Origin of the sequence: Bacteroides sp. AM37-9 (genome assembly GCF_003603455.1) — a bacterium.
In the GTDB taxonomy this organism is placed as follows: Bacteria; Bacteroidota; Bacteroidia; order Bacteroidales; family Bacteroidaceae; genus Bacteroides; species Bacteroides xylanisolvens.
Genome location: NZ_QTNF01000017.1, coordinates 1 through 22,334 on the forward strand (window position 1 = coordinate 1; position 22,334 = coordinate 22,334).

Genomic DNA, 22,334 nt, shown 5'->3' on the forward strand with positions numbered 1-22,334 from the left:
AAAATATAGACCTATACTACAAAAATAAGCCACGGATATTTGCAACTGTGCCTATTTAATCCTGCAAATGAATTTTTCAAATCTCGCAATTGGCATGAAAGTCGTTGCTCATGAGGGTCCTCTGCAAATACCATTGCATGGGTGTATGCAACAATCATTCCCTTTAATCTATCATAAACATTGTCTTGGACAATGTATTCATGACGCTGAAAAGAAAAGGAATTCGCAATTCTATCAGTAACCAAAGGCTTCTTTGTTTTACCTGTATTTATCACGAATTCAGATTTATATTTTTCTATACATTTTACCTCAAACAATATTTGTGATTCTGCAACAAAAGATTCAAGTAAATCATTCGAAGAGAACAGAAAAGCGACAGCACCCTTTTTGTAATAAATTGTTTTACTATATGTAAATAGGGTTTTACTTTTCTTGACTGGAGTTATATTTGATTTGTCCAAAATTTCCTCATTGACTTTTAATACGTAATCACCCTCTATTTCCTTTGTTGACAAGATAAGATAGTTAACTCTTTCATTTGTTCCATCTATATAACGGCTCAAATTGTTGCCATATCCTCTTACTTGATAGAAAGAGAATGGAGATATACTTTCTGAAACAAACGACTCCAGTAAGTTCCATGAATTTATGCCTATATAATAAAACATATTTCTAATTATTTTCTATTTCAACAACATATTCCTTCGATACATCTTTTAAAAATGATGTTTTCTTGCCCGTGTAGGAAATATAAAGATTACGTGAAGAACGAGTACATGCTACATAGAAAGCATTCCTTTTACAGGTATTCGCCTCATTAGCAAATGGAACAAAAACATTGTCGAATTCAGACCCTTTTGCTGCATAGTATGTAAGAATACATGGTAGGTCGTTATTTGAAAAATCCAAAGTGTTGATTGTCCTAAAAGGAACGACATTTCCAGTTCGATAATGCACCTGAGTATTTATCCCTCTTTGTGTTAAAAAATCGTTTACTTCACGCACGTCACTCTCATCAGGAACCAAGATTGCCACATCGTCCAAATCTTCCATTTTTATCCTATTTAAGATGCCTTCTAACTCTTTCTCTTTGGAAGAGTATTTCGTGATAATGGGTTTTGGATAATTAGGATAGTCGCTATTACCACCATCTTTCATGTTATTTGTCATCAAATCCACCTTGACACTTTGAATTTGCTGAGCTACTTTTGCTATGGTCTTTGGCAAACGATAATTGTAATCTAACGAGAAACGTTTATATCCCAAAGTTTTAGCAATTTCATCAATGGAACTACCATTGAAGTTCATTTGTTGTACAGAATCCCCAAACAAGGAAAGGCTTTTTCCTCTATGGGCTATCATTCTTGATTGATAGTCTGATACGTTGAAATCTTGCGCTTCATCGATGATGAGATAATCAATACGGTCTTCAGATTGTTTGTACATGGTTCCACTTGGAATCAGTTCAAATTTTTCTGTATTTGTCACGCTAAAGCCTGATGTGTATGGAATTTCTCTAAACCAACTAACTCTTCGTCCAAAGGCAGAGTAGAACTTATAATCAACCCAATCTGCGAAGTCAATTCCATAGGTAGTCTTGTCCTTTTCTGTGCGTTCAAATTTTCTGACGCTTAAATCATTTACCAAATAGAGCGTATTTCTATTTCCTTTCTCCCAATACACATCTCCAGTCAAATCGAAACCGCGGTGAGTCCAAGCCCATTCATATGCTATACGTTCCTTGTCTAAACCAAGTGCCTGCATACCATATGCTATCATTCTCTTCAAGGCCACGGTAAAAATGACAATAGCATAACTTCCTTTATTTTTTGCCTGTAGAGCACGATGGATGGCGAGATTCGTTTTTCCACTACCAGCCGCTCCTTGTACTATTATATCATCGGTTATACTTTGTATGATGATTTTTCTTTGCGAATCATCCAAGTTTGAAATAAACCACTTTTCTAATCTCATAACTTAACCGATTTATTAGAGAAAGGCTATAACGAGAATTGGACGGATCTTACTTTTTTCAGAAGAAGTTCCAATTCTATCATATCCACATCCACTCAATGCGCATAACACAATGCTCATAACTATTCCTATGACAATATAAAGACTTTTCTTTTCCATTTCTTATCTTTTACGTCGAATTTTTCTCCCTCTCTTCGTAAGAGAGGGATTAGGATAGAAACGTACTAAAAATCAACACTTCAAATCATGATAGTTATCTTTTTGCTAAACATTTCTATGTTCTTTCTATGTTTTTTGATATAAAAAGTTGATTTTCTCCCCGATACATTCTTTGATTTGCGCTATTTTGAGTATTTTTACACCGACAAATCCCTCTCTTACGAAGAGATAACCTATTTTGCTAAACACACTCCTACAGATTTTTCAATATCATCTCGTTCGCCTTGTCCACCAAAGAATTGTCCAATGATGCCAGATAGATTTGAGTAGTCGCCTCGGAATCATGTCCCATTCCCTCGCTGATGACGGAAAGCGGTACATTCTTGTTCTTTGCTATGCTTGCCCAAGAATGGCGGCTGACATACATAGTGAGATTCACTTGCAATCCTACGATTATTGCTATTTCTTTTAGCTTGTTATTGACGAGGCGTAGTGCATTACGGTATTGTCGCTGCTCATTACCCACCTTATTGATTATAGGCAGCAGGTAATCAGTCCCATTTCTCTGGTATTTGTCGACTATTTCCTGCATACACTTCTCCCACCTGATGAAAAGCTGTTGCCCCGTCTTGCGTCTGCGGTAAGAAAGGATTCCATTCTGTAAGTCTTTCTTTTTCAAGTAGGCCATGTCAATGAACGACATTCCACGTGTATAGAACGAGAAGAGGAACATATCCCTTGCAAACTCCAATGACGGATTCATGGACAAGTCCAATTCCTTAATCTGTTTAATGGCTTTCAGTGGAATGGCACGTTTCACGGTCTTGTCTATGCCTGTATAGACGTGCCGGAATGGATTGCGCTGTTCCGTCAGTCCTTTCTCCACGGCACGATTATACACCGCACGGAGTATGCGCATATAGAATGAGACTGTGTTCATGGTTATATCCTGCGCCTTCATGTAAGCCTCATATTCCATCATAAGGTCGGAGCTAAATTCGTCCAACAGGACATCGCTATCTTCCCGGAAGCGCATGAAGCTTTTTAGCGTGGCTGCATAATTCTCCGCTGTCCGTTCCTTGTTAAGCAGTTTCAGACGAACAATGACACCCTCCATGAACCGGAAGAAGGATTGTTCCCTTGTGGCCTCTTGATATTCCTCCACAATACTATCTGCCGTGAAAACATTACCGCTGTTTTCCATTCTTCCAATGATGGCTTTCAGCCTCTTCAAATCCCATCCGATACGTTCCTTTATCGAACGTAGAATATCTGTTCTTCCATTGGCAGAAAGAATTACTACACCGCTTTTCTCATTCCATTCCTCCCTGAACACCCGGTAATCCGTCTTTATCTGACGGATTACTCGGTTATGGATGACTTGGTAGTATATTGTCCCTTCCTTGTCTACGACAGTCGAAGGGCGGAACTTGACCTTTACCGATGCCATATATCAATCGGATTTAAGGTTATCGGTCGGAGATTTGCCTTTCATGTCTTCCTGCATGATGCTGTCGGAAACGGCTTTCAAAGTCGTGCCATATCCGTCCGCCTGTTTCCGTACCCACTCGATGGCTTTTTCGTCCCGGCGGATGTCGAACACCTTGTTCAGCCAAAGCACATCATTGGCATTGCATCCGCCCCAAGAGCGGATGGCACGGAACTTCAGCGCATCATCGGCATACTGACGTTTGGACTGCCATTGTCCGATGTTGCCCCACAGGGACAAGGCGCATATCACACCAATCCCCACAACGAAAGAAAAGACCTTGCTCGATTTGATGTCGAAGCTGTGCCTGTGGATATGATCCTGTCGGGGCAGTTGCTGTTGAACATCCGGTACTTTAAACTGTTCTTCAAGGAAACCGATTCGCTTCAAAATCACGGTTGTCACCTGTGCATAAGCCTCCCATTGCCTTGCCAACAAGTCCTTAATCTCTTCGGATTGAGCCTTTGTCGTTTCCACAACAGCCTCCTTAATCGGGGATAAATCCGGCTTGTCATTCCCGATTTGAGGCTGTCGGTCTGCCACGTCGGGCAACTCTTCCAATTTACTTTTGATGCCATTTAAGGTTGTCTTGATTTCCTCAAAGAGGATGAATACATTGTTATTGTCTGCCATAGTTACCAATTGATTTTACGTTGTTTCTTCTTTTTCTTGTTTCTCAAATAAGGATCATAAGGCTGCTGTTCCTCCGGTTGATTGCTTGGAGAAAACAAGCCTAAAGACCCCTCGATAAGATTGCCGCCACTATCTGAAATTTGGCTTATCTCGTCCCGATTAGATTGCGGATGTGGTTGCGGTCGCATCTGTCGTTCCTCGTAATTGTTACGGCTCAATGCCGCGTCAATCTTGGAATAGCTGAAAGCGCGGTCTATCTTCGAGCCGTTGAAGCGGTAGCCGTTCATCGTAAAGACTATACCTTGAATTTCGTTTGTCTGCCCCTTGTACTTGAACTGCACATCGACGCCCTGCCGCTTCAACCGTTCAAGCAAGGTGTTCCAATCCTTGCATCTGCCGACTTCCGCCTTCAAGATTTGATATAGCCCGTACCTCGTCTTGTCCGGCTCTCGCAAACGCTCTACCTTCACTTGCTCCTTACCATTGGCAAAGTGAAGCCCGTATTTTTTGATAAGCTCCTTGCAGATGCGCTCGCTGCGAAAGCGGTCGTTCCTGTCGGAAATGGTCTTGCCGTTATTGTCGATACGGTTGAACGCTATATGCACGTGCGGATGCTCCTTGTCGAAGTGCCGCCCGATGATGTATTGCGTATCCTTGATGCCCATCCGCTCCATATACTCACGGGCTATCCGAGCCATGACCGCATTGTTCAGCCGTGGCGCATCCTCCTTTGAGAAGCTCAATGCGATATGCCCGACAGCCTTTGTCACCCTCGGATTCATCCGTGCCTGACCGGTGAATCCCTGCGCTATCGTGTCGTTATTTTCCAAAAATAAGCCGTCCGCATCTATGATTTGAGTACCTTTTTCATCGTTCAGAATGTAGTAAACCACACCCTTGAAGTCCGAGCCTTTCATGATTTTGGCTATCATAGGCGTATCCGGTTTACAAGGTTGTCTATCTCTATCACCAGTGTGCGACAGGGTATGAACACGGAAGTGTAGCCCTCCGCATTCGCTTTTCTCGCCAACTGGTTCAGGTTGTTCGCCATGCCGCACAGTTTGCGGATAAGGTCGCCGTGCTCTTTCGAGAGCCGTTCTTTCACTCCGCCTTTCGTGATGCAACCACGGATAAATTCACTGGCTGAAATTCCTGCCGACTTCGCCTTGGACTTCAACAGGTAGTAGTCCTCCGTTGCCATCTTTACCGTGATACGGTATTTCAGTTTCTCGGCAGCTCCCTTGACGGGGCGACCGCCCTTGTTGGCTCGTTCCCGTCCGTTGTCCTTTCTCTTTTCGTTGTCCATAATATCCTAAAATTTAATGTATTCACTAAGTGCAATGATTACATGAAGAATAGACCAACGGGATGTGCCTTCCCTGCGAGGTTTGGAGCGGGGCAAGCGGTTTCGGTCTGCCCGAAACATAAACTTGCCCCTCCAAACATCGTTACAAGTGATTTAGAGCAACTCTGAAAGATGCCCTAAAAGTACCCGGTTAGTCTCGTCTTAATTCCTACAATTTACGCCATTGCTCGATGTCTTCTCTGTAGGCTTCCATGTGCTGACGGGCGAGGTTCTCGATAAGCCCTGATACACTCATGCCACGTCCACCGAGGCGGCGCACGATTTCGTCCAGCCTATCACGGACCTCCCCACTGACGAACACGGGCTTGCGGTCGGCAATCTTGGGTACCCGCAGAAAGGTGGCACGGTATTCGTCCAATGACAGTCTGCGCTGTTTGCTGCTGATACGTCTGGCGATTGTCCGTTCCACGCTAACGTTATCCGCCTCTATTCTCTTTGTCTCGTTGTCTGATCCCTCGCTTGTTTCCGGCTCGTCCAATACAGGAAAGAGATTGCCCGCTTCCACAACAGGTTCTTGTTCTGTTACGGAAGAACTCTCTTCCGGTTCGTGTTTGGGCATGGAAGGCATATAGTCTTCCAACTTGAAGTTCTTGAACGCTTCATCGTTCTCAATGTTTTTGAATTTCTTGCTCATTGTTGTTTCTTGTTAAAGTGAATACTTGTTAGTCTGTATGCGCATAGTTGACCGTTTGTCGGGAGCAAAGTAAGAGGCTTTAGTTCAGGCAGTCAAGGACTTGGATTCTGTTAGGCAATTTTGTGTAGTTTTGCCTTATGGCGGTATGAACAATGGTGCAGACTTCTTCGATTTGCCGGATATGAATCACAGGAAGAACAAAGATGTATTTACGGGTAAATTTGAATTAAGCCCTTATTTTGTTCTTGGCATTCTTGCTAAAATCCCCAATTAAGATGATAACGATAAATAGTACCCCGGACAACCTATGCCATACCGGTGCCACATGCTTCCACTTTTAGAAAATCCATTGTCGGATAACTGATTATATATTCCTTTGCGGCAAAAGAAACAATAACAGCAAAGAAGAATGTATATGGAAATCGTATCTATCGAAAGAAAGACCTTTGAGGCGATGGTCGCCAAGTTCGACCGCTTCGTTCACCGTATGGAAGCAATCTGCCAACGGCACGGCGAAAAGAGAATAAGTGAGTGGATGGACAATCAGGACGTGTGCCGGATGCTGAACATCAGTCCTCGCACGTTACAGACTCTGCGGGACAACGGTACGCTTGCCTACTCACAAATAAACCATAAGACGTATTACCGTCCCGAAGATGTGCAGCGTATCGTTTCCGTTGTGGAGGATAGACGAAAAGAAGCGAGATTCAAAGGACGGACGATATAATCTCAGTGCAATAAATAAAGTATAATAACAATACCCACTAAATTCAAAGTAACATGAACGAATTGATTAACAAAGACAACGAGTGGATAATCCACTTCATGGGCAGCCTTGACCGTCTGCTGGACAACTACGAGCGCCTGACCGCCAACTACCGCCCGACATTGGGCGGAGAACGTTTCTTTACCGACAAGGAGGTTTCAGCACAGTTGAAGGTAAGTCGAAGAACACTTCAAGACTACCGCAACGAAGGACGGATAGCCTATATCCAATTAGGTGGCAAAATCCTCTACCGTGAATCCGACATAGAGAAGATGCTAACTGACGGCTACCGCTCCGCCTACCGACAGAAGGCAATCTGATTTTCTTGAAAGAGTGCAGTTTGCCGTCTGCTCTATAATTTGCGGTAGTAATGGACTTGACAGCAAAAACAAAAAGGAACGGTTTACGGATGAAGCATCAAGATTCCGCTTCGTCTGTTAGCCGTTCCTTTTCTTTGTCTTCTGATTTCCCGTCAGTCGCTTGTTTCCGTTGCCGGATGCCTTTCGAGCGTATGGCCGGCAGAGGCAAGGTTTTCGGGCTGAATACGCTCCGCAGGAGGAAGATTCTGCCCGAAACGGCTTTGCCGCCTGACCTTGCCACTGCCATCAGTGCCATGCGCTACCTTTGCATCCGAGCATCGGGAACAGGTGACTGATGGGATGAACCTCAACTATACCATAGGTTGCTTCCTCTGCCACAAGATACAAACAATGTTATTGAGTTCTCTTTCTTGGTGGCGTAGATTTCATTTATCACAAACCGTCTGAACAAGATACTTTCTCTACTGCATATCCTGAATGCAATGGCTATAACCATTTCAAGATTATAAACATCATAACTGATACCATCTGGTTGCTTGATATATTTTATCGTATCACATTCGTTTAACTCCTTATTCCTATATATAGCATGAATCGCTTTACGGATGTCACAAGAGAATACTCCAAACAGGTCGGCGATTTCGAATTGTGTCATCCATACGGGTGCGGTCGGAATAGTGACCATACCCGCTTCACTGATTGTGATTATACCTCTATCCATAATATATTGCATTGACATTGTTTAGTTACTTTTGTTTGTCTTTTCGCCGGTAGATTGTTTCTTCCGGCGTTCCATCAGTTTGTCCATATCCTTTGAGATTTTGTCATCGGTTATACGTGCATATCCCTGTGTCGTCCGAATATTGGAGTGCCCCATCATCTTGGCGATACTCTCTATCGGTATATCCGCTGAAATAAGGAAAGTTCCGAAACTATGTCGGCTTTGGTGGTAGGACAAGTTATCCTCTTTGCCTATGATTACACCTAACTCATGAATTTCAAACCACAAGGCGTCACGGTTAGGAAGCGGAAATACGGGCTGTTCGTCATTGACCGTGTTGTACAGCGACAATATCTGTTCCGCTATGGGATGCAGGGGTATGAACGCTTCCACCTTTGTCTTCTTGCGGTTGATACGGATATACCGTCTGCCCTCCGCATTCATCCCGATGTGGTGGGGATGCAACAACTGTATATCCACATACGCCAATCCTGTCAGGCAGGAGAATATGAAAGCCCGTCTCGCCAACTCCAGCCTGTTGTCATACATCGGGGTGGAAAGTATCTTCTTGAACTCATCGCGGCTGATGTATCTGTGCTTTGCCTCCGGTTTGGTTTCATATTCCAACTCCTCGCAGGGATTCACTCGGATTATCTCCTTATCGACCGCCAGATACAACAGGCGGTTCAACCATCGCAGACAATGGTTGGTCTGAGATGCCCCGAAGTTCTTGCATCTTTTCAGATATGCCTTATAAGATTTGCCGAAGTCCTCTGTAACTTCTTCAAAATAGATGTCCTTTTTACCCGATGACACAATATAGTCTGTCAGGTACTTCTGGTAATACATTGAACTTCGATAGGAGGAGGTTGAATCTATTTCCTCGGAGTGTTTTTTTAACCGCTCCCGTTCCCATTCTCCCATTTGCAGGAGGGTAGTCGGATGAATGTTGTTTTGGGTGATGTAGCTCTTCAACATCTCTGCACTGACTACACCTTGCGATTTCAGTATTTCCTCGTATGCTTCTGAAATGATCCGGAGATATTCCTGCAAGCGGTTGTTTTCCCTTATGGACTTTATCTCGTTCTTCTTGCCATTCCAATCTTCGGGACGGCAATAGATACTTGTGCTTATGACCGTCTGTTTCCCGTCAATGGTTATGCGGCAGAGAACGGCGGTCGTACCGTCAGCCTTTACCTTGCTGCGGTTGATATAGGGTAACAGTGAAAATGTACTTCGCATATCGTTTGCTGTATTAAAGGGTAAGTTTGAAATCCTCGGTAGCTTTGATGAACCTGTCCATGTCCTCAAAGAGTTTTTTCTGACTGACACGGGCGTACACCTGAGTGGTGGAAATATCGGAATGCCCCAACATCCTACTGATGGTCTCAATCGGCACACCAGCTTCGAGCGTAATCAGCGAGGCGAAACTATGCCTCGCCTGATGGTAGCACAGGTCATCCTTGATGCCTGCCAGTGCCGCCAACGCTTTCATGTGCCTTCTAAGATTGGGCCAGCGAAGTAAAGGAAACAAGGTTTCTCTGTCCTCACTGCTATACTTATTGATAAGCGCAATTGCTTCGGGCAATAGTTTTACACTAGCACGGAGTTCGTTTTTCTTTCTGCGGTATTTCAACCATAATGCCCCTTCCCCGTCTGTCTGCAAATTAGCATGGGTAATCGAAACGACATCCGCATAAGATACACCTGTATAACATCCGAAGAGAAACATATCCCTTGCCAGCATATGGGATTTGCGGTATGCAGGTATTTCCACGTCACGGATTTTCTCAAACGATTCACGGCTCAATGCCCGTGGAGTCGTTTCCGTTTTCCTCGGCAGGGTGAAATGTTGGAAGTGGATTTTATCGGCATGTCCCTCTTTATAAGCTATACGGCAAATCTTCTTAAGTATGGCAAGATAATGTCTGGCAGTATCGATTGCCTGTCCTTTATCTTCCGTGACAAATGTCTGATAGTCGTGGATGAACTGTTCCGTCAGTTGCCCGAAAGCCAAATCCTTGACCTTGTACTGATGCTTGATGAACTCTCCGAGAGCCAGCCGCATATAGTGATAGCCGGGATAAGTACTTTTGGCACGGTCAATACCGATACGTGCCTTGATGTCATCACAGACAACATCGGTCATTTTCATAAGGGTCATCTGCGTTTCCATGCTGCCTTGAAAAAGGTCTTTCACATCGGTGGCATCGAAATCAATTTTGCGTTCCACAAGATTGTCGAATGCCATGTTTAACGCCAGTAGCAACTTGTCAATCTTGGCATTAGTCTCCACCGCCTCGCGGCTCTTTCCGTTCAGACGGCTTTCACGGGGATTCCACAATTCGGGAGTGCAGGACAACTTGCATCCGAACTGTGCCATCGTGCGGTTCACTGTAATTCTTCCCATTATCGGGGCTTTGCCCGACTTGCCCAGTCCGCTCTTTTTGAGGTAGAGCAGCACCTTGAATTTTTCTACTTTCATACGCTTATATTTTTAGGTGCAAAGTTACTTGCCATATAAGCGTTCCTTGATAAGCAAAATGTAGAGTACGAGTGCAAAGAAAACGGTGAGGATTTCTTTTCATTGCATTCCGTTACCTGTTCCCGTTCCAGTAACTGCCCGGCTAACGGTCTGGTAACTGAACAACCTCAATATTACGTTATCATTTGCATTTTCTCAATTTGGCAAAATACTGAAACCCTACTCATTTCAAACGGTTTACGTTTAATCTTCTTATCTCTGCTTTTCCTTGCGTAGCCTATCACTTTCCACGTCGCCCGGCACACCTTTGCCACTACTGTTGCATTAGCCAATGGGGTGAGGATTGAGGTTATTAGCAAAATGCTTGGACATACGAATATCCAGACCACGCAGCTATATGCGCATATATACCAGGCTGAAGTAGACAAAGAGTTTGAACGACTTAACAATATTGTATGAAGATGAAACTTGTCACTGTAAGAGAAGCAGCTGATTTTCTTCGTATATCTTACAGAACAGCTCAACGATACTTGGCTGAAGGAAGAATACCGTACACCAAGCCAGCCGGTAGAGTATTGATAAAGGAGCAAGACTTGATGAACTTCGTCAATATGACGAATAGATAAAAATATATGCCTCGGTTACTTTGCACTGTGTGTCATTTATGACTTACCAAAATAGGTAAAAGCCCAGATTACTGTTTTGACACATGGTATTCACCCTAAGTGACCGGGGTTTATTATAAAATATGCATTTCAATATTAAAGCTGCGGAATATCTACGCTCGTCTTACAGGGCCGTTCAGAGGTATTTGGCAGATGGGAGAATCCCATATACTAAGCCTACCGAGAAAATACTGATTAATGAACAAGACTTAATTGATTTTGTACAGATGAAAAGAAGATAAAAAAGAAAGGCTACTATGAAGTAGCCTTTTTCTTTTCTCCCAAATCAAATAAAACCTTCTCAAAATGAGGTTTATATTTTTCGGGTGTATCATCACTCTTATACATTGCATATATTAGATTCTCATATTCAGCATCATTCAATTTACAAACTACTTTAGGAGAGTTGAAGCTTGATAAAAGGTCTGTTTGCTCCCCGTCTTTAAAGCAATAGTCAAATCGAACAACCGTTTGAACCGGGAAATGATAATCACTGCCATCTGGTGCTACTCCTACACACACACTGGTCAAGAATACATAAGAAATAATTTCTTTTTCTTTGTTTTTAATCGCTCCATGTGTTACCTGCTCCAACGGTACTCCTGCACGATCTTGTGATGTAGTAAAACATGCCACTACACTTAATTCTTTGCTTCTATATAAAGATATTAAATACTTTTCCTTTGGAGGGTTTGTGATTTTACTAAAGCCGTAAACTACATTTCTTGGTGATAACATCTTTATTACATTAACACATAATAGCAATTTCATAAGCGTCATTGTAAACGCTTATCTTTTCTTCATCTCCCTCTATTAAATCCTTTAAATTTAATTTTATATCAGAACGCCCATTGGAAGATTTAAAATTAGGATTATATTTCTTTTTGGCAATATCCCATAATCCTCCAGGTTTATGTGTTATCTCTGATAAGTCATCAGCAGATAATTGTCCGTATTTGTCAATAATAGAATCTATAAGTCTCAATTCTTTCTTACTAAATTGAATTGAACTTTCGTTTTTATCTACAAATGGGGTAATAATTACTTTTTCTTCTCTGTTTCTGTGAACACTAATGTATTTAGAGAAAATTCCTCCTCTATCCTTAATCTCATAAATACAAGGGGCTACAGGTCCTTTCTCCCAAGCATAGTATGTTAGCCAAGTAACAGATATACCTCGTGAACGCACTGACTCTTCATCTATTAAGAAGACTAATTTTATTAGTTTTCTAAGATTAATATCTTCAATTTTAGATGAAATGTAAGCTAATAAATTTCCAATTTTAGAGTTGTTCATAATTTTCTAATTTAATAAAATCCTGTATCTGTGATACTTAAATAGGATTTATTTAGCATTATGATATTGTTCATTATTTATTTAATTGTGCAAAGATACAACATTAGTTTTACTTTTTCTTTCAGCATCATTAAAATTATCTTTATCAGCACTACTTTTAACACAATTAATAGAAGTAAGTTCAGTATCTACAGCATCATTAACAAGAATACGGTGAGCAATATCACTATTACCCACCGTATCATTTAGTCTAAGAGTAGTACTTACAGCACTCCTAACAGAAGTCCTATGGCTCCCCAGATTATATCATGCCAATCAGCTACTCCTTTCCTTATCCATTTGTCTAAAACAACTTCTTTGGCGACAAGTATAATCAGAGTGATTAGTATGGCACTCCAAACAGGTATAAGGTATTTGAGTACATCATAAATCAAGATGCCGGCAATCAGATGCTGGGCACCGTCCATTCTCATGTGGTTAAAGCAGAATTCATCTATTTTCTGCCTAATTCTTTTTAGAAGATCCATGTAATTTTTGAGGTTAATTTTTAATTTTGAGATTCTGTTGTCATATTAAAACCGTTTCATACATGCCAAGGGTTTTGATATGGGTCATAAGATGTTTGAAAGGTTGCCATCTGCCAGTCTGTAAGAGGCTCTTTCTTGTTATCAATTTTTCTCGGAATTTGAGGATTTAATTTTAGCCTGGAAGCGTCTTTTAGCCATTGCATAGAATGGTCGTAGTCATCTATTCGTACAGTACTGATATTGTTAGGAGAAATCAGTTTGTGCAACTCGTATAATGACAGTTGAACCATGTGACGTTTCAAGTTATAGTTTCTTGGGTCATGGTATCTGATATTCCTTTCCAGTTCCGGTACATCAGCATTGGGATTGATTATAGGATAATAAATTTTTCCTTTATATTCTACATATTCGTGTTCTGACAACTCATAAGAATTGAGTGAAGGGTCATATTCTCCAATCATCCCCCAGCAGTCAGACTCCATCGGATTGACCAGACAGTCATAATTATCCATTGTTAGCAAGGTGAAGAATTTGCCTTCATATTCTACAACTTCCCATTCATTGTATGGAACGGTGTCCCACTTGTATGTATCAACCATTTCCCAGGCATTAACTTCCGGAATACGAATATCGTTGAAGTCTATGCCATTGGCGAGGTCACATATATATGCCCGTCCTAAGAACTTTATCACATCTCCGGGACGATAGTTTTTCATCTGGCTGTATTGTTCTATTTTTTCCAAGTCAAGTATCTCTTCTGTTTCGTGCCAATAAGATATAGGACAAGGAGCTTTGTAGCCATTGATAGCTTGAATTACCTCGCATATTTCTCCGTCAAGGTAAAAATGACATCCTATAGGATAACTGATTCTTCGATCATATTCAAAGATGAATTTACCTCGATTTAGTTCGCGTTCAATTTCGTAATTTTCAGTAAGGTAATCCATAATAGATGCTTCAGCGGCTTGTTCTGCCTGCACAAAACAAATATCTTTCCCACGGGTAAGCTGCGATAAAGCATCCTCCGTAATGATACCCAGATAATCGTTTTTGTTTAAAAACCTTCTATACATAATTAATATTCAAAAGTGTTATAGACTGGTGCTGTATATGTTTCAATTGTTGTCTTTTGATTTTGGAACCGTCTCCATGAGTCGCAGAGAAACAATACCAATACATAATCCAAGATGTCCGATAAGTGCCCGTATTTTTCTTCTTTTCCACCCGTTTTGGGGTTTAATACTTTTTTCTTGGATTTGGTGCCGTCAGAGTTCTTCTGCTGGTATATCATATCTTCAGTAAATTTACGACACCGTAGGTCTGCCATGAATTTCCAACCGTCAAACCCGTTTAATATTGCATTGACAAACTCCAACCTGGTACTTTGTGGCGGCTGCTTCTGAAGCAATTTTATACGTGGCCTTAGCACATTATTTTTCATATTGTCCACTATAATAGTATAGTTGTTGACACCTTCTTCTGTTTGCGTGCTACGTGCTAATCCTGCTGGGTCTCCTGTTATAATTATTCCACCTATATGCTGATTCTGGAGGTGTTTGTCCCTTATTTTTTGAGATAATTTTGGGGTATTGTTTTCTTTGTTCTCTGGTTTACCTAAATTTTCTTCCAGCAGATATATTTCTTTCTTCTCATAATTAATCTGCAACTCCATCTCACTCATATATGGAGCGACATTAAAGTCCCATCCTGATATGATTGGTTTCATCGGATCATAAACTTTTTCCCGTAACCGTTCAATAAGATGTTTTTCGCCATCAAAATTCCAATATGCAGCCATAAGATTTGAGTCAACAAAATCCCAGTTTCCATATAAAAGCCTTTCTCGTGTTGCTCGATCTGTAATTTTGTTTAAGGCAGCGACATAGGTCTGTACAAACTGAATATCCGGATTATCAAAAACAGAGAATGGAACGTATGCTTCACCTTCTTTGCATAATACAGGATTTCCTTCATCGTCTTGTACAAAACGCGAACGTACCCAATTAATACAAGGGTTGGTTGACATCATCATTCTGGCAGTCTTAAATGTTTCTGCTGTGCGCCAACGAAGACGAGAAAATAATACTTCAATAGCTCTTTCTGAAATTTCTGATACCTCATCTATGAATGCAATAGTATATTCTGAAGACCCGAAACGTTCAAAGTTAGGGTCTGAAGGTAAGTCAACCATTTCTTGCATGATGATGACTGAATCATTCCAAAATGTCAATATCCCATCCAGATTGTTTATTTTGTAATTTACCCCTTCTTTTAGCCCCCATTCCTTACACACTTTCTTTATGGTATTCCAAGTAGAACCTTTTAGACTCTTTAAGGTTTTACGAGCTACAACGGCACGTATATCTGGAAATCTCATGCAGCTACTAACAAGCCAGCAACTTCCTAAGTAAGATTTTCCACCTCCGGCTGCACCGCCTCCTAAAATAAGTTGTGGTAGATTCTCAGAGCCGCATGATGTGCAATATGGTTTATATTGTGGGTTTCCTTTAATATCATGTCCGACCATTTTTTGTGATATATGTCCTCCACAATGAGGGCAATAGTCGGGTTGAAGTAATTTCCATAATTCATATTGTTTGGGAGATGGCTTGAAATCAATTTTTATGTTTGGTGCTTTTAATCCTACAGCCATATTGTTAATTTAAAACAATAAATGGGAATCCGTACAGTAAGACAGATTCCCATTTGTATGGAAGATATGATTGTGAGTAAAGAAGTAAGAAATCAATTTTGTGCTTCGTTATAGATGCGTTCAACTACAGCCCACATTTCATCTGGCATTTGTTGTTCTGCAATAGCTTCACAAGACCTACGCATATAATCCAGTTCTTCTTTAGAAAATTCTACTACTAATGGGGTTTCTGCGTCTTTTTGAACGTTCCATTCAATTCGCTTTTCTTCCTTTTTTTCGACTATTTCATAGTCCTTTCTGTCTTGCTCTGAAATAGCAATTTTCCGGGCGATAGACTTTTTCAAATTAAAATCCATAAAATTTCCTCGTTCTGGAAAAATAGAAGGAATAAGCAATCTATCTTTAATATGTAAATCCATAACTTCTTAATGTTTTATCAAGAATAGTCTTTTGCTATAGAGGTGGTTGTTATAAATGATATGATTTTTTGATTTTAACAAGAAATATTGTTATTAGCATTGTAATTATTGCCGATAGATAAATTTTATCTTTATGTAAATCCCACCAACTTAATTCTATAGTCTTTCCTGATGATTTGCAAAGTTCATTAACCCTTTGGTATAGAGAGTCTAGCTTGGATGATATTTGTGAAATGGATATTGATAATGTTTCAGCTGATTCTGTATGCTCGGTATCTTGTTTGTTTATATTAGTTGTACTTTGCTTTATTGGATATTGTTTTCCAGTAGAGTCTGGCATCGACAGATACACTGTTTTATTTTCTAACTTTAAATTACTCAATTTATCTGCTGTTACTTTAGATTGTTTGTCAATATCTATGTGAAGAGAGTCCAGTGAATTACGAAGTTGTTGCAATTCACTGGAGTAATCTATCTGTTGTTGCTTCTCCATATTTTTAGAAGCAGCGCATGAATCAAGCAACAGAATACAAAGAATACAACTTATGATAGTAATTGGTTTCATACAATGCTGATAGTAATGGGTTCCCCTCTTTTTTGTGCCTCTTCAATCTTTTTGTTAAGGCAATCGGAAGTATATCTTGATTCAGATAATCGGCCTACAGTTGAATTTTTCCCTACTAAAATGCAACCGGCACTGTCTGCGGCGGTGTTGCCACTATGTATGAGAATACCTTCAAAATGGGGAACATTTAATAATCTTGGAAGATTACGACCGAATTTGGGAGACCAGTTATAGATTATATTATAGGTACCATACGGAATTGCTGACTCTCCATAAACCTTTTTCTCTCCATTATCGAATATTCCGTTTTTATTTTTATCAACTATCCTGTCTTCTAGGGTATTACAGAAGAATTCATTATTGATATATAGTCTGCCAATAGTATAAGTCTCTTTTGGCCATAGACGTTCTAATCTTAATTCCATAGTCTTAATCTTTTATTTGTGATAGTAATGTGGCTACTTTTATGCCACTGCTTCTGATATGTTTTCCAACCAGTTGTTTGTCCATCTTTTTACCGTTACAAAACGATAGGCCAATAATCCCGGCGGGCTTTTCTCCATCATACAATGTTAATAAGGCTATTTCGCTAATGTCGTTGGCTTGAAATTTGTAATACAAGCGTTGGTCTATTTTTTGAATGTCGTCCAACCCACCATAAAAATACCCATCGTCCAATACTTTTGCCACAAGTTTGTATTTTGATAAGCTAAAATCCGCATAGTCTTCGTCAACATTCGATATACTATCCCTAACTTCTTCAATTCGCATAGAACCGAAAAGGAATGGTAATCCTGTTGTCAGATTTTTACTTCCATTATGAAATTCTATTAACCATGCCCGGTCAGCATTAGTGGTAAATATCATTTTAGATAAAATATGGCGAATATTGGAATCCGCCGATAACCTTGTATTTACTAGATGGTCGTGTTGGGCAGTTGTTATTTCGGACATGCGATCCAAAAGATACTTTGGATTTAATGCGAAAAATATGATGTAACCGCTTAAAAACAACAGAAATAGTCCTTTTATAATGCTGAAAAAGCCATATCTCTTTTGTAGGTTAAGCAATTTTTGAAGCCATCCGATGCCTTTATCCAACTGTTCCATATTAATGTGAAGTAATTTGTACTGATTGGATTGGGATAAACCATTCTAGTTCATTTGCAAATGGTTCATTTAAGCGTACCCATACACCTTTTGTTTTTTGAGTTTGATTCTCTTTAATAATAACCCCGTCCCTTCCAATTAACTTTTTCAATTTCCATTCTTTCAATAAAGGGGAGGCAATGATTGTAATTTTTCGTCCTACCATTTGTTCTTTTATTCAACATTATTATCATTATTAGATTGAGGAACAATGACATTGAAAACAATACCAGAGTCACCGTTACCTTTCAATTCAACTTTACTTTCTTGTGCTACCTTTACTGGATACATTTCCATTAAAGCTTTTGATGCTTGCACAGCTACAGAACGTAATGGAGCTGGTGATAGCTCTGTGCCTCTTCGATCTGTATATTTTGCTGTAGAAGTTTCGTCTATAATATGCAATAGTTTTTCTGTTAGACGAGCTTTTAGATCGGCTGTTTCATAATTTGCGATAGCTCGCAACTGATTGATATACTCTTGTACATCATCCCGCGCCATTAATTGTTTTGCCTTTCTTAAAGAGGTATGACTGGAATCATAGAATATATCCTCGTAGCATTTGCGAGCATTTCCAGCATAAGGGTCACAGCCGAAAATGAACAGCTCACAAAAATCAATTTCTTGTTTATTCAACGATTCTGGTTTCTTTAGTTCCATTCTTTAATTGTATTAAAGCCCAGCCGATATGTTCAACTGGGCTTGGTTTACTAAGAATAGCTAGGAAAGGCTTTATGAGTTTGTTTTTTCAACATTACTTTCTAATAAATCTTGCATAACAACCCGTCTGAATAGGTCTTTGAGGCCATCTAGCATACTTTCTATATCTGCAATGTTCTGTAACTTGTCCCGATTAAAATTTATTTGTAAATCATATCCGGAAATTTCCATAATAGTTTCATGGGTATCTTCGGTTTGTACAGCCAGGATTCTTCGGTCTGAAAGAGTGTTGAACACTACTTCTGGCTCCAGTCCAATTGATTGCGCTTGTTGTTTTTCTTCTTCTGTTATCATATTTTATATCTTGAAATGGACACGTGATTTTTCTGTTTTGGTCATAACCATACTACCATCATCTATGCCGGAAGCATTACGCATCCTTTGGGAACATACCATAGCCACATTGGTCGTTGCTGTTACATCAGCATCTGCATCATGGGCATCATCTAGTTCAATACCAAATTTTTCTGCCATGATTTCCAATTTATAACTGGTCATGCCATCTAAATGAGACAAAGCCAATTGTCCTAAAACGATTGTGTCTATATATAAAGGCTGGAAGTGCCCATAGAAATCTGTTTCTCCTCTCATTAATTTGGCAAATTCTTTCATTTGTCCTCCATATTCCATTAACTGTTGCATGAATCCTATATCAAATCCAATGTTCTGTCCAATTAAGAAGGGCTTTATGTTGCGACCTTTTGATAATATGTTTCTACGGATAAAATCAATAACTTCTGCCGCAACTTGCTTAATGTCCACACCAAGAGATTCTAACATCTCCATTGTTATGGCAGAATAAGTCAAGGCTTTTTCTTCATATTTCATGGGCTGTTCATCGTCTTTATCAAATTTACTCTTCAATACTTTACGTTTAGCCACACCTTTATCCGGCTGTTTATTATATGGGGATATGTATTTTACATATCTGTCAATTGTTTCAAAAGTATCTATACGTACTGCATGGATTGCAATCTGGGTACATGCGCAATCTTGGCAGTCCAAACCGCCAGTCTCAAAGTCTAAGGTAAAAGCCACGATAATTGGCTTTTCGTTATTAGGAGTTGCCATATTATTTTAATAAACTTAGTGTGAGTTGTTTAACTTTTTGTTTAAATTCTTCGAGTGAATAATTATTATGAATAACATAATCATATTCATTTAAAGGTATCTCTATACGATTCAAATCGCGTTCACATCGCTGTTGGTCGATTCCACAATTTATACGATCATCCATACTTCTGTCGATATATACAGAAAATATAATAAATGAGTTTGGAAATTTTTCTTTTAAATATTTCAGACCTTTTTCATCAATTACGTATGTACATATCTTCTGCTTTGCCTGTTGCAATGTAGCCCAATATTCATGTTCGCCGAATTGTGTATAAGCTATCATTTCAGACATTTGGGGCTTGTCTTCCGGAGTTACAAACCAATGTTCTTTTCCATTTGTTTCTTCTTCCCTCATGGGACGTGTTGTATATGATACTATTGTTGGAATGCCGTTTTCAGACATGATGTTTGCCATTGTTGTCTTACCGCTTCCAGATGGTCCGACAATAGTTATAATAATTGGTATATTTGCTTTTATTTTCATAATATGTCTATAATTGAAGATTTATATAACTGAAGATTGTTTCCACCTGTATAGTCACTGTACTTGACTTGGGCGGAACATATAAGCATTTTGTTCTTTGCACTGCTAAGAGAACCACCCTTACAAAGTGTTGCCCGGACATTCATCCATTCATCATTCCAGATGACCATTTCTACCAGATCATTGTTTTGTTGAAGTAAAAGTTTGCAGAAAACTCGATTCTCACCTGTTTTCTTGTCTTTAAACTTTTTCTCCTCAATATCTACAATGTTAGCACAAATAGCAACGCGTTTTCCATCATAATCGGGGTCTTGTATGTTTTTTAAAAGTGCCCAAGATGCTTTTCCTTTTATTTTGGGCTTTGCTTCTGAATTGTCATAAATACGTTTATAGTCGATAGCTCCAATGCCACTAATTGCGATTTGCTGTTGACTCCAGAAATAATGTTTGTTTCTCAAATCTTCCGGTATATCTTTTTCGGATATTTCAAAACCTAAACATTTTGCGGCTTTTTCTAAAATGGCATATCGTTCTATGACTGATTGGGCATTTTCTACTTTGTCAAAACATCCGGATAATATTAAATGACGGACATGTCTTGCATTAACTGGGCATTTAGTAACTTCATTCGGGTTGTCTGGATCATCCCAATATTTGTACTGCTTTAATTTATACCGGAATATTCGTTCTATAAAGTTTTCAATAGAACTAAATTCTCCGCGTACATTTCGTTCGTTTATAATCCATTCTGTAGCTTTAGCTCCCAACATTTTAATACGAGAAAGAGACCAAAAAATTTTATTGGTTTCATAGTCTGTAATAAAGGTTCCGCCACTTACATTTATATCTGGTGGAACTATTTTTGCTTCACTGCATAGTTCCATCTCACTCATTAATGTAGGAATTTCATCATCTTTAGCCCATTGAAGAGCTATGGTATAAAAAGCTGTAGGGTAATTGGCTTTGAGGTAGGCTCCGGCATAGGCGGTAACAGCGTAAGCGGTTGCATGACTTTTGTTAAAAAGATAACCACCAGCTACCTCAAACATGTGCCATATTGCTTCTGCATCTTCTTTTGGGCAACCATTTTCATTAGCTCCGGCCATAAACTTGTCTCGTAAGGCAAGAATCTTATCTACTTTTTTCTTGGATATAAGTTTTACCAATTTAATACCTTCACCTAAACTGAATTTTCCAACTTCACGTGCAATTTGTGCTAGCTGTTCCTGGTAACACAGCACACCATAAGTATTCTTCATGGCATTGTATGTTCCCCATAGATATACAGGATCTGCATCTCCCAATTTGCAGTCTACATATTTATCTGTAGATCCAGAATCTAGTGTTGCTGGACGAAATAAGGCATTGGCTGCGATTAAATCTTCAATTTTATCTGGTTGCATACTTACCAGAAACTTAGTCATCCCTTTAGATGAAAACTGGAAAATATTTTGGGTATATCCCTTTTGTAGTAGTTGATATACTTTAGGATTATCTAGTCCGCTTTGCACGATATTTTGAAAAGTAATATTGGTATGATATTTATCATTACATATATTGATGACAGCTTGTAGTTTTGATAATTCCTTGATACCAAGACAATCATTTTTTAGTAATCCCTGTTCGTCTAATGAATAACCGTCAAATTCGGAAATCAATACACCGTCTATTTTCTTTATAGGGGTAAAATCAAAGCACTCCAAATCTTTTCCATCTTTTGAATCTGGGGTTACTAGTAGGGCAGAGGCATGAACTGATGAAGAACGAGGTTGCCCCATCAAAGTACGAATATCTTCAATTACTTGTGGGTATTCCATTATGAAGCTATGTACCTTTTTATTAGTAGCAGCCATTGTAAACAGGTCTGTCCAGCTCATATTGTCATCTTCAAATATAGCTGTGATATAATTTACAATATTTACCGGTACTCGATGTACACGCGCTACATCTTTAAGAACTGCTTTCAACTTTAAAGTCGTAAAGGTTCCGGCAGAAAACACACGTTGTTTACCATCATGGTTATAACGGCGTTCAATATACTCTTTTACCTCTTGTCTACGGTCTGATTGGAAGTCTACATCCACATCTGGAAGGGAACCTCCAGGACCTTGCAAATAACCACTGTCCACAAAACAATCTATGGCTTTCACCTCTGTTGAAGATGTTTTATATTTAACTGATATGACTTTCAT

At 39.6% G+C, this 22,334-nt stretch carries 30 protein-coding genes and 1 pseudogene; 6 read left to right on the forward strand and 25 right to left on the reverse strand.

What is annotated here, in order from left to right:
• Window positions 1–11 precede the first annotated feature (11 nt).
• The 7 genes from DW862_RS13030 to DW862_RS13060 form a co-directional block, all read right to left on the reverse strand.
• Complete coding sequence (locus DW862_RS13030; protein WP_243636486.1) at window positions 12–668, reverse strand: hypothetical protein; 657 nt, start codon at window positions 666–668, stop codon at window positions 12–14.
• A 4-nt stretch (window positions 669–672) separates the two neighbouring features.
• Window positions 673–1,974: an ATP-binding domain-containing protein gene (locus tag DW862_RS13035; RefSeq protein WP_120068705.1), complete on the reverse strand. Its 1,302-nt coding sequence runs from the start codon at window positions 1,972–1,974 to the stop codon at window positions 673–675.
• A gap of 412 nt (window positions 1,975–2,386) precedes the next feature.
• A complete protein-coding gene (locus DW862_RS13040; RefSeq protein WP_120068708.1) occupies window positions 2,387–3,583 on the reverse strand; it encodes a site-specific integrase in 1,197 nt (398 codons plus the stop codon).
• A 3-nt stretch (window positions 3,584–3,586) separates the two neighbouring features.
• Window positions 3,587–4,255 (reverse strand): hypothetical protein, encoded by a 669-nt coding sequence (locus tag DW862_RS13045; RefSeq protein WP_120068711.1) that lies wholly within the window; start codon window positions 4,253–4,255, stop codon window positions 3,587–3,589.
• Between the two features lie 2 nt (window positions 4,256–4,257).
• The gene (locus DW862_RS13050) at window positions 4,258–5,187 is read right to left on the reverse strand and encodes a relaxase/mobilization nuclease domain-containing protein (protein ID WP_120068714.1); all 930 of its coding nucleotides are present in this window, start codon (window positions 5,185–5,187) and stop codon (window positions 4,258–4,260) included.
• Complete coding sequence (gene mobC, locus DW862_RS13055; RefSeq protein WP_120068717.1) at window positions 5,184–5,561, reverse strand: plasmid mobilization relaxosome protein MobC; 378 nt, start codon at window positions 5,559–5,561, stop codon at window positions 5,184–5,186. Before mobC ends, DW862_RS13050 begins: the two co-directional genes overlap by 4 nt.
• 208 nt (window positions 5,562–5,769) lie before the next feature.
• On the reverse strand, window positions 5,770–6,255 hold the full coding sequence (locus tag DW862_RS13060; protein ID WP_120068720.1) for a DUF3408 domain-containing protein: 486 nt from the start codon (window positions 6,253–6,255) through the stop codon (window positions 5,770–5,772).
• A gap of 415 nt (window positions 6,256–6,670) precedes the next feature.
• Here DW862_RS13060 and DW862_RS13065 point away from each other — a divergent pair, with 415 nt between their 5' ends.
• The 3 genes from DW862_RS13065 (at window position 6,671) to DW862_RS13075 (ending at window position 7,676) form a co-directional block, all read left to right on the forward strand.
• Window positions 6,671–6,982: a helix-turn-helix domain-containing protein gene (locus tag DW862_RS13065; protein ID WP_022199349.1), complete on the forward strand. Its 312-nt coding sequence runs from the start codon at window positions 6,671–6,673 to the stop codon at window positions 6,980–6,982.
• 53 nt (window positions 6,983–7,035) lie between these two features.
• Complete coding sequence (locus DW862_RS13070) at window positions 7,036–7,341, forward strand: helix-turn-helix domain-containing protein (RefSeq protein WP_118171407.1); 306 nt, start codon at window positions 7,036–7,038, stop codon at window positions 7,339–7,341.
• A gap of 89 nt (window positions 7,342–7,430) precedes the next feature.
• Complete coding sequence (locus tag DW862_RS13075; protein ID WP_120068723.1) at window positions 7,431–7,676, forward strand: hypothetical protein; 246 nt, start codon at window positions 7,431–7,433, stop codon at window positions 7,674–7,676.
• Window positions 7,677–7,687: 11 nt separating this feature from the next.
• Here DW862_RS13075 and DW862_RS13080 read toward each other — a convergent pair whose 3' ends face one another.
• The 3 genes from DW862_RS13080 to DW862_RS13090 are packed head-to-tail and all read right to left on the reverse strand — an operon-like array spanning window position 7,688 to window position 10,547.
• Complete coding sequence (locus DW862_RS13080; RefSeq protein WP_032588735.1) at window positions 7,688–8,062, reverse strand: hypothetical protein; 375 nt, start codon at window positions 8,060–8,062, stop codon at window positions 7,688–7,690.
• Window positions 8,063–8,083: 21 nt separating this feature from the next.
• Window positions 8,084–9,304, reverse strand: a complete 1,221-nt coding sequence (locus tag DW862_RS13085) for a site-specific integrase (protein WP_120068726.1) — start codon at window positions 9,302–9,304, stop codon at window positions 8,084–8,086.
• Window positions 9,305–9,317: 13 nt separating this feature from the next.
• Complete coding sequence (locus DW862_RS13090) at window positions 9,318–10,547, reverse strand: site-specific integrase (RefSeq protein ID WP_120068730.1); 1,230 nt, start codon at window positions 10,545–10,547, stop codon at window positions 9,318–9,320.
• Window positions 10,548–10,826: 279 nt separating this feature from the next.
• On the opposite strand from DW862_RS13090, the pseudogene DW862_RS26360 reads away from it, so the two are divergent.
• The 3 genes and pseudogenes from DW862_RS26360 to DW862_RS26750 form a co-directional block, all read left to right on the forward strand.
• A pseudogene (locus DW862_RS26360) lies at window positions 10,827–11,006 on the forward strand (tyrosine-type recombinase/integrase); the annotation flags it as partial.
• Window positions 11,003–11,173 (forward strand): helix-turn-helix domain-containing protein, encoded by a 171-nt coding sequence (locus DW862_RS13100; RefSeq protein ID WP_008647907.1) that lies wholly within the window; start codon window positions 11,003–11,005, stop codon window positions 11,171–11,173. The pseudogene DW862_RS26360 and the gene DW862_RS13100, both read left to right, overlap by 4 nt.
• Before the next feature lie 122 nt (window positions 11,174–11,295).
• Complete coding sequence (locus tag DW862_RS26750; protein WP_118496896.1) at window positions 11,296–11,454, forward strand: helix-turn-helix domain-containing protein; 159 nt, start codon at window positions 11,296–11,298, stop codon at window positions 11,452–11,454.
• A 13-nt stretch (window positions 11,455–11,467) separates the two neighbouring features.
• On the opposite strand, the gene DW862_RS13110 is transcribed toward DW862_RS26750, so the two are convergent.
• The 15 genes from DW862_RS13110 to DW862_RS13180 all read right to left on the reverse strand — a co-directional run bounded on the left by DW862_RS13110 (window position 11,468) and on the right by DW862_RS13180 (window position 22,334).
• Window positions 11,468–11,983, reverse strand: coding sequence for a hypothetical protein (locus DW862_RS13110; RefSeq protein WP_118496894.1), 516 nt, complete (start codon window positions 11,981–11,983; stop codon window positions 11,468–11,470).
• Window positions 11,961–12,509 (reverse strand): Panacea domain-containing protein, encoded by a 549-nt coding sequence (locus DW862_RS13115; protein WP_008768542.1) that lies wholly within the window; start codon window positions 12,507–12,509, stop codon window positions 11,961–11,963. Before DW862_RS13115 ends, DW862_RS13110 begins: the two co-directional genes overlap by 23 nt.
• A gap of 263 nt (window positions 12,510–12,772) precedes the next feature.
• Window positions 12,773–12,982: a hypothetical protein gene (locus DW862_RS13120; protein WP_133304323.1), complete on the reverse strand. Its 210-nt coding sequence runs from the start codon at window positions 12,980–12,982 to the stop codon at window positions 12,773–12,775.
• A 110-nt stretch (window positions 12,983–13,092) separates the two neighbouring features.
• On the reverse strand, window positions 13,093–14,109 hold the full coding sequence (locus DW862_RS13125; RefSeq protein ID WP_117615043.1) for a hypothetical protein: 1,017 nt from the start codon (window positions 14,107–14,109) through the stop codon (window positions 13,093–13,095).
• Between the two features lie 2 nt (window positions 14,110–14,111).
• Window positions 14,112–15,689, reverse strand: a complete 1,578-nt coding sequence (locus tag DW862_RS13130; protein WP_008647899.1) for a phage terminase large subunit — start codon at window positions 15,687–15,689, stop codon at window positions 14,112–14,114.
• A 92-nt stretch (window positions 15,690–15,781) separates the two neighbouring features.
• Entirely contained in the window at window positions 15,782–16,108 is a 327-nt protein-coding gene (locus DW862_RS13135; protein WP_008768544.1) for a hypothetical protein, read from the reverse strand.
• A 49-nt stretch (window positions 16,109–16,157) separates the two neighbouring features.
• A complete protein-coding gene (locus tag DW862_RS13140; protein ID WP_120068736.1) occupies window positions 16,158–16,673 on the reverse strand; it encodes a histidine kinase in 516 nt (171 codons plus the stop codon).
• Entirely contained in the window at window positions 16,670–17,098 is a 429-nt protein-coding gene (locus DW862_RS13145; protein WP_120068740.1) for a DUF5675 family protein, read from the reverse strand. The genes DW862_RS13140 and DW862_RS13145 overlap by 4 nt, the downstream gene beginning before the upstream one ends.
• A 4-nt stretch (window positions 17,099–17,102) precedes the next feature.
• On the reverse strand, window positions 17,103–17,783 hold the full coding sequence (locus DW862_RS13150; protein WP_008768547.1) for a hypothetical protein: 681 nt from the start codon (window positions 17,781–17,783) through the stop codon (window positions 17,103–17,105).
• A gap of 1 nt (window position 17,784) precedes the next feature.
• The gene (locus tag DW862_RS13155; protein WP_109115695.1) at window positions 17,785–17,988 is read right to left on the reverse strand and encodes a hypothetical protein; all 204 of its coding nucleotides are present in this window, start codon (window positions 17,986–17,988) and stop codon (window positions 17,785–17,787) included.
• 8 nt (window positions 17,989–17,996) lie between these two features.
• Window positions 17,997–18,482 (reverse strand): hypothetical protein, encoded by a 486-nt coding sequence (locus tag DW862_RS13160; protein ID WP_008647884.1) that lies wholly within the window; start codon window positions 18,480–18,482, stop codon window positions 17,997–17,999.
• Between the two features lie 72 nt (window positions 18,483–18,554).
• Window positions 18,555–18,836: a hypothetical protein gene (locus tag DW862_RS13165; RefSeq protein WP_120068743.1), complete on the reverse strand. Its 282-nt coding sequence runs from the start codon at window positions 18,834–18,836 to the stop codon at window positions 18,555–18,557.
• 3 nt (window positions 18,837–18,839) lie between these two features.
• Window positions 18,840–19,613 (reverse strand): PolC-type DNA polymerase III, encoded by a 774-nt coding sequence (locus tag DW862_RS13170; protein WP_120068747.1) that lies wholly within the window; start codon window positions 19,611–19,613, stop codon window positions 18,840–18,842.
• 1 nt (window position 19,614) lies between these two features.
• A complete protein-coding gene (locus tag DW862_RS13175; protein ID WP_008647879.1) occupies window positions 19,615–20,142 on the reverse strand; it encodes an ATP-binding cassette domain-containing protein in 528 nt (175 codons plus the stop codon).
• Window positions 20,139–22,334, reverse strand: coding sequence for a DNA polymerase III subunit alpha (locus DW862_RS13180; RefSeq protein WP_120068750.1), 2,196 nt, complete (start codon window positions 22,332–22,334; stop codon window positions 20,139–20,141). Before DW862_RS13180 ends, DW862_RS13175 begins: the two co-directional genes overlap by 4 nt.